This is a genomic window from Dongshaea marina, assembly GCF_003072645.1.
Lineage (GTDB): Bacteria > Pseudomonadota > Gammaproteobacteria > Enterobacterales > Aeromonadaceae > Dongshaea > Dongshaea marina.
On record NZ_CP028897.1, the window covers coordinates 3,303,906 to 3,317,480 of the forward strand.

Genomic DNA, 13,575 nt, shown 5'->3' on the forward strand with positions numbered 1-13,575 from the left:
CCTTTGGCTAATCAAGAGTTATCACATGTTAGACATAGATGGAAAAGAGATCCCAACCGATCCCCAGGGCTATCTGCTGGATCATCTGTTGTGGAGCGAGGCCCTTGCCGAGAAGATCGCTTCCCAGGAGGGGATCAGCCTAACCTCAGATCACTGGGAGGTTATTCACTTTGTGCGCCGCTTCTATCTGGAGTACAACTCCTCTCCGGCGATCCGCGCCCTGGTCAAAGCTATGGGTAAGGAGTACGGCGAAGAAAAAGGCAATAGCCGTTACCTTTACCGGCTATTCCCAAAGGGACCTGCCAAGCAGGCCACTAAAATTGCCGGCCTCCCCAAGCCGGTACGCTGTATTTAGCTCAACCTTGAGTGTAAATGCCTTGGGAGACTCGGCCAGATCGCTATCTCCCTCGGATCTTTTAGATTTCTACTGCACGCCAACTTTAGCTGTAATAAACCTCAGATCTGCATAAGCGCTTCCTTTTCAAGCCGAGACATTCGGATGCTCGGCTTCTTTTCCTGGAAGGTATATGCAATGAGGCCAGCAAGGAGATTCACCATAAAGCTGACGCAGCTACGATGCCGTGAGTGTTCTATCTGAGAGATGTTCTTCAGCTGATCAAAGACGGTTTCAATGATGAAGCGTTTGCGAAGCATCAGCTTATCCCATAGCCGCATCAACTTTGGTTTCATATTCTTCCTGATGCTGGTAATTAATGTGACCCCTTGGTCTGCCAGCTCTTCTGCAAGTGGTCCTGAAATATAGCCTTTATCTCCATAGAGTGAACCCCAGAGCTGCTCGCACATTTCAGGAAGAGGAGTTCTGTCATCAACATTGGCTGGGGTTAATTTGACCGAGATAACACCACCTTGATCATTGATAATAAGGTGCAATTTAAATCCATAAAACCACCCCATGGTTCCTTTGCCACGCTTGGCTGCACCTTCAAATACTTGATGCCGAGGGATGCGAAGGTTATGGCAAACCTGAAGTTTTGTTGAGTCGACGAATGCAATCCCAGTAGGTTTTGCTTGTCTGTGGGTGAGATAGGAGCACAAAGGGATCAGGGTCGCTTGCATCAATTTCAACATCCGACTGTAACTCACCAGGCCGGGGAACTCACTTTTCCAGTACTTACAGACAAACTGAAGATAATAGGATTTAAAGTCTCGGAAGCCCAAGCGATGAAATGCGATGACGATGGTCATCACTTCTGCGTTTTTTGGTCCATCGCGATCACCCAATAAGATCGATAGCGATCACTGAATAATATCGATCGCGATCGCTCAATAATATCGATGGCGATCACTTTTGAGTTTTATATTATTGGGTGATCGGCATGAATATTATGCAGTCCCGACCGAAATGTTATTCATTTCAACTCCCGTTTCGCAGGTGTTTTTTTAACCGGCTATGCTCTCTGTTTGACCTCGAGCGGAGAGCCAGCCATGCCAACGGTGCATATCACCATGCGAAAACTCAAAGAGATCCTCAGACTCAAGTACCAAGGCGGCCTGAGTCACCGCCAGATCGCAAGCAGCCTGTCTGTGTCTCCGTCGACTGTGTCCAATTACTGCAAAAGGGCCCAACAGATGGGGCTATGCCAATGGCCTCTGCCTGCTGAGTGGGATGAAGAGCGGCTGCGCCGTGAGTTCCTTGAGACCCGGATCACGGTTCGTCAGACACCTCCTCTGCCGGATTGGGCCGTGGCCCATCAGGAGCTCAGACGCAAAGGGATGACGCTACAACTCCTGTGGGAGGAGTATGCTGAGCGACATCCCAAGAACCACTACAGCTATAACCATTACTGCATGCGTTATCGTGAGTGGCGTAAATGCCAGTCTCCCTCAATGCGTCAGAGCCATAAAGCCGGTGAAAAACTGTTTGTTGATTACTGCGGTCCAACCGTGCCCATCGTGGATCCGAGGACTGGGGAGGAGCGTCGGGCTCAGATCTTTGTCGCTGTGATGGGTGCATCCAGCTACACCTACGCCGATGCAACCTTGAGTCAGGGGCTGGAAGACTGGGTGATGAGCCATAAACGGGCCTTCGAATTTCTGGGGGGAGTACCAGAGATGATCGTTCCGGATAATCTCAAAAGCGGAGTCAGTAGAGCGTGTCGCTACGAGCCAGATCTCAATCCTACCTATCAGCAGCTGGCTGCACACTATGGTGTTGCAGTGCTTCCTGCCCGTCCTTACAAGCCCAAAGATAAAGCCAAGGCTGAGGTGGGCGTGCAGATCGTTGAGCGCTGGATCCTGGCAAAACTGCGCCATGAGACCTTCTTCAGTCTGGCTCAGCTAAACCAGCGGATCGGGGCTCTGCTCACCGAGTTGAACAATCGCCCGTTCAAGAAGCTGCCGGGAAGCCGTAAATCACAGTTTGAATTGCTAGACAAACCGGTGCTCAAATCGCTGCCTCAAAACCCCTATCAGTTCACCCGGGTGAAGGCGGTTCGGGTTCATATCGACTATCACATCGAGCTCGACAAGCACTACTACTCGGTTCCCTATACCCTGCTCAAACGCAAGCTTGAAGCGCATATCTGCGACAACCTGGTACGGATCTATCATGGTGGTCGCTGTGTCGCGACACATCCACGCAGCTATCAGCAGGGAGGGCAAACCACCCACCCCGATCATATGCCGGTCGCACACCAAAAGCAGATGCAATGGACCCCGGGACGCTTTCTGAACTGGGCTCAGGAGATAGGCCCCTCCACGCTTGCGGTGATCAAACAGCTGCTCTACCGAAAGTCCCACCCGGAGCTTGGATATCGGGCCAGCCTTGGGATCCTCAACCTGGAAAAGCGATATGGACGCCCCCGCTTAGAAGCGGCCTGCCAGCGAGCAGACCGAACGGGCGTTTACTATCAGAAAGGGATCCGCTCCATCCTGGAAAAGGGGCTGGATGGCCAGCCACTGCCCGAAACTCAGCCGGATCGTCTGGCGGAGCTCACTCACCTCAATATCCGTGGCTCAGGCTACTATCACTAAGGATCAAAGATGACAGAACAACTCAAACAGCAACTTCGGGAGCTGAAACTAAGTGGTATCCGGGATGCCCTGGAAAGGCAACATCAGCAACCCGGGCACTACCAGGAACTCGGGTTCGAAGAGCGACTCAGCCTGCTGCTGGAGCAGGAGCTGACGGATCGGTCTCAGCGGCGGATCGAGCGCCTTATCAAGCAGGCCCGATTCCGGCTGCAGGCAAATCTGGAGCAACTGGATTATCGAAGTGATCGCGGCTTGCATAGAGCCCAGATCCGCTCACTGGCAGAGGGATACTGGCTTAGCCTGGGGCAGACTCTGATCCTGACCGGGGCGACCGGGTGCGGGAAAACCTATCTGGCCTGCGCCCTGGGCCATCACTTCTGTCTGCAGGGACTCGGGGTTCGCTACTTCCGGTTTAAAGAGCTGCTGGAGCAACTGCAGCTGGCTCAGGCTGATGGCAGCTATCGAAAGCTGATGGTTCAGTTGAGAAACACGCCGCTTCTGATCCTCGATGACTGGGGACTGGAGTCGCTGAATGCGCTTCAGCGTAGCGATCTACTGGAGTTAATCGATGCTCGCCATGGTCACGGAGCCACACTGATCGGCAGCCAGCTTCCGCTGGAGCACTGGCACACAATGATCGGTGAATCAACCCATGCGGATGCGATCCTGGATCGTCTGGTTCATGGAGCGATCCGTGTAGAATTATGCGGAGAATCGATGAGAAAAATCACCGCAGAGTTGACGGATGCCGATCACTCAGGGTAAAAAATAACCCAGTCTGTGAGACGGGATGTTGAGGTGATCGACATCATATTATTCGGTGATCGCCATCGCGATAATACGCAACTTCACTGACAACCAGGCGAGAGGGTCTGTTCCGCTGCTTCACACCTAAGGAGATCTGCTGTTTTTGCCAAGCGGGTAGAAAGACCTGACAGAAATCATCGACATCAACGAAAATAGCTTCTAAATTGATCATGCCCAAGCTCCTTGGCGATTGATGGTTCTGGACAAACGATCAGATCGCAGCTTGGGCTTTTAGTTCCCCTCTTATGCGCAGCTCAGGTTAATAAAGTAAGAAGCTAACAATTGATCTAGATTTTGTAGAATCTAAATCAGGAGCTAAGCAAAGCATCGAGCCAGAAAACACGTAAATATAAAGCCTATAAGTTCGGATGGATGATGAATTATGATATACACAATAACAAAGGGGCTGGTCCACTTCTTATAGGGATATCCCGCGATGAAGCTCGATCATGTATGGAAGATGCTCCAACCTCTTTCAAAAGAAGTCCACAGGCGCATGAGCCCTGCGATTACTATGAGATGATTGGGGTTTTTATTTACTATAAAAGCCCAGGACTTATCGAAGCGATAGAAGTTTCTTCTCCCTCAGCTGTAATGTATCAGGGAGTTGATCTACTCAGCATACCTTTTGCCGTGGTAAAAAATTATTGTCTACTGTTGATAAGAACCTGGAAGTCGAAGCGGACAGCTTAACCTCCTTGAAATTAGGGGTTGAAGTGTATGCCCCTAATTCCGATGACAATCCCAACTCACCGCCAGAAAGTATTATTATTTTTGAAGATGGATATTTCGATTAACTCGGTTGCGTTCCAAGTGCCTTTTAGTTCCCTCATTCATCAAGTCTTGTTCGAGGCAGGGATGCCGAGCCTCGGAGCGTGATGGAGGGACTCATCACGCGCAGAGAGCTTTTGGTTACTTTTCTCGGCAGAAAAGTGACTCGCCAGTCGGGCGATACCGACGATTGCCGCAAAGCGGCAAATACATGAACAGCTGAAAGCTGAGGCTTAAAATTCAAACCTAAGCCGGAGCCACCTCCAACGGAGGATGGCTCACAGGAATTATGATGATTTAGGATGGAAGGGAAGCAGTTGTCCTTTAAGGCCCGTCAGCTTATCAAGGCCCGCCAGTTGCTGCTGCAGCTTATCTTTAGAAAGATCGGGACCGACAAAGACCCGGCTTAACTCTTTCTCCCCCTGAATCCTGGCGACATGAGCCTGATACCCCTGCTTTCTGAGCTTATCGACCAGGGCTTTGGCATTATCCAGGTTGCCGAACACCCCGAGCTGGATCACCCAGGCGTCTCCCTTAAACTGAGAGGCGGGGTTGTCTTGCGGGGCTTTAGCTGCTGGACTATGCGTATCATGCGGCGTACCCGGTTGCACTGCGGCTGTATCCTGCGGTTTATCTGAGCTCTGCGGCTGTGAAATCTCCGGAGTTTTAAGGGACAGTTCACGGGTTTTCGGGGCTGTTGGAATGGTGACAAACTGCTCTTTGATCTCTGAGCGATGGCCACTCAACAGATCCGGCAGGATGATCACAGCCAGAGCAACCACCACAATCGCTCCAACCAATCGGTTTTGAAACGGTGTCGACATCCTGTACTCTCCCTATTTTCGCCTAGCCAACAGCTCGGCTACCGTAAAAAAGGAACCAAAAACGATCACCAGATCTTCATCCTTTGCCTGCACTAAGGCAGATTGATACGCCTTCTCAACACTTGCGTGGCAATAATGGGCTTGCTGACCAAGATAAGATGCCAGCTCATCACAGCTTGCAGCTCGCGGGCCACTCAGTGATGCCAGATGCCAATGATCCACCTGAGGTATCATCTCTTTAAGTGTCCCACCAATATCCTTATCATGCAGCATTCCAACTACGGCATGACATGCCCCCTCAACAGGGAGCTCGGCAATTCGTTTTGCAAGCAAGGCTGCGGCATGAGGATTATGCGCCACATCAACAATTACCCGGGGAGCACAGTTAATCTGCTGAAAACGCCCGCTCAGCTGCACCGATTTCAGTCCCGTCATGATCTGCTCAGGGCTTATTGCCAGCTCCAGCTGCTCTAACACAGCAAGGGCGGTCACTGCATTATCAAAGGGATATTCGGATAGGGTAAGTCCGAAAGTTGCCAGTCCGGCCCCCGGTAGCTCCAGCTGCGCTCAAAACACTCACAGTCAAACTCTGCCCCGCGCTGCAGAAGCAGGGCTTCACAGCTTTTGGCCGTTTGAGCGATACTCTCAGGCGGGTTCGGCTCGCCACTGATCGCAGGCGCTCCCTTTCGAAAGATACCGGCTTTCTCAAAGCCGATTGATTCAAGAGAGTCACCCAGCCAATCACAGTGATCCAGCGCAATCGAGGTGATTGCCGCGACCTTAGAATCAACAATGTTAGTCGCATCTAAGCGCCCGCCCAGGCCAACTTCCAATAAGATGACATCCGGGGAGAACTTCTTAAACAACCACAGGGCTGCCAGAGTGCCGAACTCAAAGTAGCTCAGGCTCACCTCACCTCTGGCACGCTCGATGGCGCCAAAGGCCTGGCAGAAATCACTGTCATCGACGGGGCTGCCGTTGAGAGTGACCCGTTCATTGTAGCGAACCAAATGAGGGGAACTATAGGTGCCTACGCTATATCCGGCTTGCTCAAGGATCTCCCTGAGCAAGGCACAGGTTGAGCCCTTCCCATTGGTTCCACCCACTGTGATCACATGGCCTGTTTGCTGACGTAGACCCAGCCTGTCTGCTACAGTGCCAACACGGTCTAACCCCAGCTCAATCGCGGCTGGGTGGATCCGTTCAAGATACCCCAGCCAATCATCCAGCGAACGAACTTCGCAGGCTGTTTGTTCCATCAATCAGACACCGTTGCCGTCAGCTCACGCGGCATCACATCCTCAATCAGATGGCGGTTCATCAACTTAGCCAGGACACCCGCCAGACGATCGCGCATCTGACGACGATCAACAATCATGTCGATCGCTCCATGCTCCAGCAGAAACTCACTGCGTTGGAAACCTTCAGGAAGTGTCTCGCGAACCGTCTGCTCGATAACCCGAGGTCCGGCAAAACCGATCAGCGCCTTGGGCTCACCAACATTGATATCCCCAAGCATCGCCAGACTCGCTGAAACCCCACCCATGGTTGGGTCGGTCATCACCGAGATATAAGGCAGCCCCTCTTCACTGAGCTTCGCCAGTGCCGCACTGGTTTTTGCCATCTGCATCAGGGAGAACAAGGCCTCCTGCATCCGGGCTCCACCACTGGTAGAGAAGCAGATCAGGGCACGGCGATCTGCGATTGCAGCCTCAACGGCCTTAACAAAGCGGGAGCCAACCACGGTTCCCATGGAGCCACCCATAAAGGCAAAATCAAAGGCACAAGCAACAACAGGAAGCCCCTTGAGTGTCCCTTTCATCACAATCAGTGAATCTTTCTCACCCGTTGACTTCTGGGCGCTGGAGAGACGATCTTTATACTTCTTGGAGTCACGGAATTTCAGGATATCCTGAGGCTCAAGTTCGGCTGCCAGCTCACTGCGATTATCCAGATCCAGGAACTTTTCGAGACGAGCACGAGCACTAATACGCATGTGATGATCGCATTTTGGACAAACTTCGAGGTTACGCTCCAGATCCGCGCGATACAGCACCTGATCACAGGAGGAACACTTAGTCCACACTCCCTCAGGAATGCTGCGCTTACGATCTCCAACCACTTTGCTTTTCGGGAGAAGTTTTTCAAGCCAACTCATTACAATCCTTCACTTTTATCTGATATCAATGGTCTTCGCACCTGAAGCTGAACACCTGAAACGGAACAGCACGGGAAAGAATTAAACCATAATTGAACGCGAGTGTACTATATTTTCGTAACACTGCCCTAACCTAAGGTGCCATCCATAAAGGACCACAAGGCACCTCAGGCAATGAAAACTGTCGAGGATAATCGACCTCAACCAGATACAAGCCTCCCGGCTTTGCCGTCACACCAGCAGCTTCTCGATCTTTCGCCTCCAGTACATCCCTGACCCATTGTGGAGACTGCTCACCCATCCCGACCTGCAGCAGGGTCCCGGTAATATTGCGAACCATATGATGCAGGAAGGCATTCGCCTTAATATCCAATACAATATAGGGACCATGGCGCGTCACCGATAGTTCCATCACGTTGCGAAACGGTGTCCGGGATTGACACTGAACCGCACGAAACGAACTAAAATCATTTTCACCCAACAGATACTGGCCTGCCTTATGCATCAAATCAGCATCCAAAGGCAGATGATAGTGACTCACTCCTGAGTTCAATACTCCGGGACGGAACCTGTGGTTATAGATCACATAACGGTAGCGGCGGGCTGTTGCAGAAAACCGGGCGTGGAACTCTTCATCCACCACCTTGCACCAACGCACAGCAATATCTTTAGGCAGGTTGGAGTTGACCCCCAGCGTCCAGGCTGCATCTTTTCGAACCGACTCGGTATCAAAATGAATCACCTGGCCCGTGGCATGAACGCCGGCATCAGTTCTCCCGGCACATTGAACATCAACCCGATGGCAGGCTATTTTTGTTAACACCTGCTCCAACTCTTGCTGGACAGAAGCCACCTCTCGCTGACGTTGCCAGCCATAATAGTGAGTCCCATCGTACTCAATCCCAAGAGCTATTCGCATCAACCAACCCGTAAATCAAAACCAAAGCTGGTGATTATACGCAAAGCCTCCCCAACAAAAAAGCGGCGTGATAACACGCCGCTTAATTTCCTTAAGCAATAGCTTAATTAATATTCTTTAATAGTTTTAGTGCCGTCGCCTTCTGTGCGTTATCCCCTTTATCAAGGACCTCCTGAAGCAGCTCTTTTGCGCTCTCCTTATCATCAATCTCGAGATAAGCTCTGGCTAAATCCAGTTTCGCATCTGAGCCTCCCTCCTCATCATCTTCATCAGTCGATGCACCTTGGGCAGCTGGCGCTGGCACCTCCTCTTCGACTACAGCGGGTTGAGCTTCGGGTTCGAGTTCCGGCTCAGATTCCGGCTCGGGTTCCGGCTCGGGTTCCGGCTCAGGTTCCGGCTCAGGTTCCGGCTCAGGTTCCGGCTCAGGTTCCGGCTCAGGTTCCGGCTCAGTCTCAGGCTCGGGTTCCGGCTCAGGTTCCGGCTCGGGCTCCGGCTCGGGCTCCGGCTCGGGCTCCGGCCCAGGTTCCGGCTCAGGTTCCGGCTCAGGTTCTGGCTCGGGTTCCGGCTCAGGCTCTAGCTCAGGCTCGATTTCAGGTTCGGAGCCAGAGCCGGCAAGGAGCTCATCAAGCTCATCAAATTTCTGACTCTCTGCCTGATCACGCCCCGGTACTGACTGAGTTAACTCCTCAACAGCAACCGACTCATCAAATGCTGCGCCAAAATCGGACAGTGCTTTTGCACTCGGATCCTCAGACTCCACCAGTGCCTGCTCGGCCGAGGCGACATCCATCCCCTCAAACTGACTTAACTCTGAGTCGTCAAGCTCCCGAGGCTCTTCGTCAAGCTCTTCAGGCAGCTCCGCTTGTGGCTCGGCTATCTCTTCGGGAATGGCCTCAACTTCCTCTTCGGAAACCTCCTCCGGCAACTCAAATTCACTCAGGTCCACTTGTGGCTCTGCTATCTCTTCGGGGGTAGCCTCAACTTCCTCTTCGGAGACCTCCTCCGGAAGCTCAAGCTCGTCCAAGTCCACTTGTGGCTCGGCTATCTCTTCGGGGGTAGCCTCAACTTCCTCTTCGGAGACCTCCTCCGGAAGCTCAAGCTCGTCCAAGTCCACTTGTGGCTCGGCTATCTCTTCGGGGGCAGCCTCAACCTCCTCTTCGGGAACCTCTTCCGGCAACTCAAACTCACTCAGGTCCGTCTCGGGCTCTGCCGGCGCTTCGAGCTCCTCAATCGCTTCGTCCGCTTCCTCCGGAAGCTCAAACTCACTCAGGTCTGTCTCGGGCTCAGCCGGCGCTTCGAGCTCCTCAATCACTTGGTCCGCTTCCTCCGGAAGCTCAAACTCACTCAGGTCCGTCTCGGGCTCTGCCGGTGCTTCAGGCTCCTCAATCGCTTCATCTGCTTCCTCCGGAAGCTCAAACTCACTCAGGTCTGTCTCGGGCTCTGCCGGTGCTTCAGGCTCCTCAATCACTCGGTCCGCTTCTTCCGGAAGCTCAAATTCACTCAGATCCAGATCGGGCTCTGCCGGTGCTTCGGGCTCCTCAATCGCTTCGTCAGCTTCGTCCGGAAGCTCAAACTCACTCAGGTCCGTCTCGGGCTCTGCCGGTGCTTCAGGCTCCTCAATCGCTTCATCTGCTTCCTCCGGAAGCTCAAACTCACTCAGGTCTGTCTCGGGCTCTGCCGGTGCTTCAGGCTCCTCAATCACTTGGTCCGCTTCTTCCGGAAGCTCAAATTCACTCAGATCCAGATCGGGCTCTGCCGGTGCTTCGGGCTCCTCAATCGCTTCGTCAGCTTCGTCCGGAAGCTCAAACTCACTCAGGTCCGTCTCGGGCTCTGCCGGTGCTTCAGGCTCCTCAATCGCTTCATCTGCTTCCTCCGGAAGCTCAAACTCACTCAGGTCTGTCTCGGGCTCTGCCGGTGCTTCAGGCTCCTCAATCACTTGGTCTGCTTCTTCCGGAAGCTCAAATTCACTCAGATCCAGATCGGGCTCTGCCGGTGCTTCGGGCTCCTCAATCGCTTCGTCAGCTTCGTCCGGAAGCTCAAATTCACTCAAATCCAGATCGGGCTCTGATAATTCCTCAACTTCGGAGGTGAGATCGACCTCCAGATCCGGCTCTTCCAGATCACTTAAGTCGACCGCAGCCGACTCTTCAGGCTTTTCCGGCGAGTCATCCTCCACGTCAGGCTCTTCAAGCTCACTCAGATCAAGATCCCCGGCCGGTGGCACTTCATCCTCAGATGGTGATTCTAACTCAGCTTCGAGATCGCTTAAATCCAGCTCAGACTCCTCGGAACTCTCGACATCTGCAGACTCCTCTTCATCCCAACTAACCTCAAGCTCCTCCTGTTCATCCACCGAGGCGGCCGGGTCTTCGGTTTCTCCATCGAAAGAGACATCCGTTTGCTCAAGCTCAAAGTCCTCTTCGCTAAAACCATCCGGGACAGCCTTACTCTCGCCCTCAGGGGCATCAGATGGAACAAGATCCGGGGATTCAAGCTGCTCCGACTCATCTGTATCAGCAAAGACCTCCTCGGCCTCTTCCTCATCGGCAAAGACCTCTTCCGCTGGCTCAGCAGGTTCTTCAGGTAGCTCATCGTCCTGTGTCAAAGAGAGATCATCGTCAGCAGTAAGATCCGGAACTTCCCCATCATCAGCAAGCAAGCTGGAGAGTTCATCATTATCCTCATCCATCAACATGGTTGTGGATTCGGCCATATCCTTTTCCTGATTCTCAAGCTCTCGCTTGGCACGCATTCTGAGCCAGAAGCTCACAATCAGCAGCACGATCAGTACAGGGAAGACAATCAGTAACACCAGGTTCAACCAGGAGCCAGCAAAATCATCGAACCAGCCCTTTTCCTGTTGCTGCTGTTGCTGTTCAAGGAGCTGCTGTTGCTGCTGCACCAACTGGGCTTCTATCAATTGCAGCTGTTTCTTCAGCTCATCCTGCTCTCCAAGTTGACCCTTGAGGCGATCGATTTCAGCATTGAGTTTCTGGATTCGCAGCTTGAGGCGATGGTGCCCCTCCGCCATCATCTCGAGCTGCTGGTTAGATTCTTCAACCTGCCCCTTGAGCTCCTTCACCAATTTGGAATCGACCGCAGGCTTGGGAGGCTCCACAACTGCGGGGGCTGCTTCAGGGTCCACCTTGGTGGCTTCAGCCTCAGAGGCTGTCACCACCTTTGGTGCAGGCTTTACCTTAGTGGCTTGCACAGGTTCAGGTTTAGGTTCGGGCTTAGGATCAGGCTTTGGTTTTTCAGATACAGGTGCAGGCTTAGCTTTTGGCTGCTTTATGGGAGCATATTCAAATTTAGCCTGGCGCTCCTGCAGGAACCAGCTCCGCGCCGCTTTGCTATCAAGCCTGCTGATCTCAGCCCTAGATGGTAATTTCAGTGTACTGCCCAGTATCAGGTGGTTGATGTGGCCCTGCTCAAAGGCCTGAGGATTTTTATCGAAGATCCCCTGCATCACCTGATAAATGGTTACAGATGTGTCAGGACGAAAACGGGTCGCTAGTGACCAGAGGGTGTCCGTTTTTAGAATCGGCCCGTAGCTTTCGGGAAGAGAGGCCTGAGCCTTGTTCTGTTCAGCCAGCGGCAAAGCCTCGCCGGAAGGACCAACCAGCTCAACATAGAACTGATCACTTTGGTACTGATCATCCGATGCTGCACTGGCAGTCCCCTGTAAGAAGACCATCAGTAAACAGACAAGTACCAGCCATTTGTGTGTAGATCCCATAACCCTTCCTTCATTGAGCTGTCAGAGTCCTGATCCCGTGCCAACTTACCGACTTCCAATATGGGTTGGCTCAGCCCACAGCAAAAAACGCTGCTATCTTGCTAAAGTTTAGGAAAAAACTGATTTGATTTACATTTCTCCGCCCAAAAAATAGCAAGAGGCGCAAAGCGCCTCTTGTTTTAATGCCAATAATGTGCCACTTAGAGCTGTTCTGAACCGGGTCACCACTTCAGTGCGGTACTGCCCGAACAGGCCAGGTTCCTCTGAAATGATAATCGGCATTGGGAGCCCACATGCAAAGCCCGTGATTTGTTACAGTATTGACTCCATGGTTGGGAGACGACTCTAGTGCCAGTAATGCTTCACCAGCTCCTCGGCAATCTGAATGGCGTTGGTGGCCGCTCCTTTTCGGATATTATCCGCTACCACCCACAGGCTCAGGCCATTGGGATGAGAGATATCATCGCGGATCCGTCCCACAAAAACACTATCCTCACCGGCCGCATGGGTCACCTGGGTCGGATACTCTTGTGCATCTTCACACAGAGTCACTCCCGGGGCATCCCGCAGGACCGACTTGGCTTGCTCCGCATCAAAGGGGATCCGGGTCTCCAGGTGGATCGCCTCGGCGTGCCCATGAAATACCGGGATCCTGACGCAGGTTGGATTGACGCCGATCGAGGGATCGCCGAAGATCTTGTGAGTTTCCCACACCATTTTCATCTCCTCCTTGGTATAGCCGTTATCCAGGAAGCGATCGATGTGCGGCAGGGCATTAAAGGCGATCTGTTGCGCAAAGGTCTCACTTTTTACCGGTCTTGCGTTCAACAGAGCCGCGGTCTGAGATGCAAGCTCATCAACCCCGGATTGTCCGGCACCGGAGACCGACTGATAGGTTGCAACATTGATCCTCTCGATCCCAGCCTGATCAAAGATTGGCTTGAGAGCTACCAACATCTGGATGGTTGAACAGTTCGGATTGGCAATCACGCCCCGTTGACGGTACCCGGCAATGGCATCAGGATTCACCTCAGGAACCACCAGGGGAATATCCTCTTCATAGCGAAACTCTGAGGTGTTATCGATGACAACCGCTCCTGCATCCACAGCCTCTGGTACCCAGCGACGAGAGGCCTCACCCCCGGCGCTGAAAAAACATAGCTCAACATTGGACCAGTCAAAGCCCTCAACATCTAATACTTCCAGCTCCTCCCCCTGGAAAGTGATATTGGTTCCTGCACTTCTGGAGGAAGCCAGGGGGAAAAGCTCTGCCACCGGGAATTCCCGCTCCTCCAGAAGCTCAATCAGCATCCGCCCCACTGCACCACTGGCCCCCAATACCGCGACTCTGTAACTTTGTTGCACC

General features: G+C 52.8%; 8 protein-coding genes and 3 pseudogenes. 3 read left to right on the forward strand and 8 right to left on the reverse strand.

What is annotated here, in order from left to right; translation table 11 throughout:
• The first annotated feature begins 25 nt into the window (after nt 1–25).
• Complete coding sequence (locus DB847_RS15500; protein WP_108651512.1) at nt 26–355, forward strand: TusE/DsrC/DsvC family sulfur relay protein; 330 nt, start codon at nt 26–28, stop codon at nt 353–355.
• 101 nt (nt 356–456) lie between these two features.
• On the opposite strand, the pseudogene DB847_RS15505 reads toward DB847_RS15500, so the two are convergent.
• Nucleotides 457–1,215, reverse strand: a pseudogene (locus DB847_RS15505) (IS982 family transposase); the annotation flags it as partial.
• Nucleotides 1,216–1,446: 231 nt separating this feature from the next.
• Between DB847_RS15505 and istA the strand changes: the two are divergent.
• Both istA and istB read left to right on the forward strand, forming a co-directional pair.
• Complete coding sequence (gene istA / locus DB847_RS15510; RefSeq protein ID WP_108649425.1) at nt 1,447–2,994, forward strand: IS21 family transposase; 1,548 nt, start codon at nt 1,447–1,449, stop codon at nt 2,992–2,994.
• Between the two features lie 9 nt (nt 2,995–3,003).
• Nucleotides 3,004–3,759: an IS21-like element helper ATPase IstB gene (gene istB, locus DB847_RS15515; protein ID WP_108649424.1), complete on the forward strand. Its 756-nt coding sequence runs from the start codon at nt 3,004–3,006 to the stop codon at nt 3,757–3,759.
• Nucleotides 3,760–3,808: 49 nt separating this feature from the next.
• On the opposite strand, the pseudogene DB847_RS24460 reads toward istB, so the two are convergent.
• The 7 genes and pseudogenes from DB847_RS24460 to DB847_RS15550 all read right to left on the reverse strand — a co-directional run.
• Nucleotides 3,809–3,973: pseudogene (locus DB847_RS24460) on the reverse strand (IS982 family transposase); the annotation flags it as partial.
• Between the two features lie 886 nt (nt 3,974–4,859).
• Nucleotides 4,860–5,396, reverse strand: coding sequence for an SPOR domain-containing protein (locus DB847_RS15525; protein WP_108651514.1), 537 nt, complete (start codon nt 5,394–5,396; stop codon nt 4,860–4,862).
• 12 nt (nt 5,397–5,408) lie between these two features.
• Nucleotides 5,409–6,655 (reverse strand): annotated as a pseudogene (gene folC / locus DB847_RS15530) (bifunctional tetrahydrofolate synthase/dihydrofolate synthase).
• Nucleotides 6,655–7,554 (reverse strand): acetyl-CoA carboxylase, carboxyltransferase subunit beta, encoded by a 900-nt coding sequence (gene accD / locus DB847_RS15535; protein ID WP_108651515.1) that lies wholly within the window; start codon nt 7,552–7,554, stop codon nt 6,655–6,657. Before accD ends, folC begins: the two are co-directional and overlap by 1 nt.
• 133 nt (nt 7,555–7,687) lie before the next feature.
• Nucleotides 7,688–8,473, reverse strand: coding sequence for a tRNA pseudouridine(38-40) synthase TruA (truA, locus tag DB847_RS15540; RefSeq protein WP_108651516.1), 786 nt, complete (start codon nt 8,471–8,473; stop codon nt 7,688–7,690).
• A 103-nt stretch (nt 8,474–8,576) separates the two neighbouring features.
• Nucleotides 8,577–12,209 (reverse strand): FimV/HubP family polar landmark protein, encoded by a 3,633-nt coding sequence (locus DB847_RS15545; RefSeq protein ID WP_108651517.1) that lies wholly within the window; start codon nt 12,207–12,209, stop codon nt 8,577–8,579.
• 345 nt (nt 12,210–12,554) lie between these two features.
• Entirely contained in the window at nt 12,555–13,574 is a 1,020-nt protein-coding gene (locus DB847_RS15550) for an aspartate-semialdehyde dehydrogenase (RefSeq protein ID WP_108651518.1), read from the reverse strand.
• Nucleotide 13,575 lies beyond the last annotated feature (1 nt).